This window comes from Gracilibacillus saliphilus (genome assembly GCF_010994085.1).
Lineage (GTDB): Bacteria > Bacillota > Bacilli > Bacillales > Amphibacillaceae > Gracilibacillus > Gracilibacillus lacisalsi.
Genome location: NZ_WJEB01000069.1, coordinates 1 through 1,473, shown reverse-complemented (window position 1 = coordinate 1,473; position 1,473 = coordinate 1). Strand labels below are relative to the sequence as shown.

Below are 1,473 nucleotides of genomic sequence, written 5' to 3'. Positions count from 1 at the left end.
ATACGACCGTCCCTAGTAAAAATACAACCAAAAAATTATAAGCCCAAGCAATATAAGAACTCTCTTTCACGTTACCTTATTGTTTATCGCTACGAGCTTTGTCAATCTCGTTAGTTTGTCAGCAATTCCATATCATAACTATCTCTGCCATGTAAAATGTCATCTCGCCTATTTCTCGTTCTTATTCCGTTCCTCAAAGTGTTAAAACAATACTTCATGATGGTACAACCTTCATGAGCTATGAATTTCAATTAAGCATTATCAATGTCATCCAAAGTTTAAATTTCTAACAAAAAAATAAAAGCACCTGTTGCCTAATAAGGCAATCAAGTGCTTATAGTTAACATAGTCTTGAACATTACTGCACTGTTCCCATAAATTCAGTAATAATAAGAATATGTTCCTTCAATTTTACTTTCTTTAGGTTCTCAACTTTTTCCGCGCCACCTAAACCTAATAGAGGGGTGTATCCAAAACACTCATCATAGTTAGGGGCACTGTATTTACTAATCGCTTCAGGATAAGGCTGCCACATTAATTCATCGTTCATAAAATCATTATCTTTTAAGTCATCAAAAAAGAATTCAAATCCGGAGGAAACAACATTAACATATCCTTTCCTAAAGTTTAATAAATTTACATACTTACCTTTTTCCCATACTATAATATCACCCATTGCGGTTGTAAAAATAGGAATGGCCTGCTCATACCTTAGATAACTTCTCTCTAAAATATCTAAATAATCGTCTGGATTAATAACTTTTAAAAAGTCATTTACGAAAGTACCAAAACCATATTTTTTCCATATTTCTATTAATTCTTCAGGAAGTTTATCTTTATATTTTAAAATAATATCATCATCAACTGTTTCATGTTTTATAAAATCGCTAAATATAGTTTCCAATTAACATACCCTCCTTTGATTATTGAGTTAATTTCACATTTAAATAAGTATTCTTTAGCTGCTCAGATGACATATTCTTCGCCATTTCCCTAATTTGCTCATCAACAACATCAATTCTAAATTTCCATTGTGAACCTATCGAGGAATTTACTCTTTTATCCCCCATACCTCCAATAATGTCTGTTCTTCCTCCAGCTATTTGATCTGGATTATGAAGTGCTGCTTTTGTTTCCAGCCATTCTGAAGCTTGCTTTGTCGCCTCTGCTCTAGAAAGTCCTTGTTTTCGCAGTTCAGCAATTTTATCTTTAAGTGCTTCTTGTCTAGCCATTTTTTGAGCTGCATTTCCTTCTATTGCTCTACCTTCAGCAATAAATCTGTCTCTATTTTTCAGATACTCGTCAACCGTTAATTCATTCATACCTTTTTCTTGGTCTTTTAATTGTCTTGCAAACTCTTCGGAGTCATGTTTAACATTTCTTTTAAAATTAACTTCAACTTCTTTTATTCTTGGTACATCATCCAAATGCTTTACATTACCCGTACCCTTAGTACCATTCCCAACTCTACTT

The 1,473-nt window shown here is 32.9% G+C and carries 2 protein-coding genes; both read right to left on the bottom strand.

What is annotated here, in order from left to right:
- Positions 1 to 358: 358 nt before the first annotated feature.
- On the bottom strand, positions 359 to 904 hold the full coding sequence (locus tag GHT08_RS21820) for a T6SS immunity protein Tdi1 domain-containing protein (protein WP_153837221.1): 546 nt from the start codon (positions 902 to 904) through the stop codon (positions 359 to 361).
- A gap of 19 nt (positions 905 to 923) precedes the next feature.
- On the bottom strand, positions 924 to 1,473 hold a 550-nt coding region (locus GHT08_RS21815; RefSeq protein WP_238343653.1), incomplete at its 5' end, for a polymorphic toxin type 15 domain-containing protein.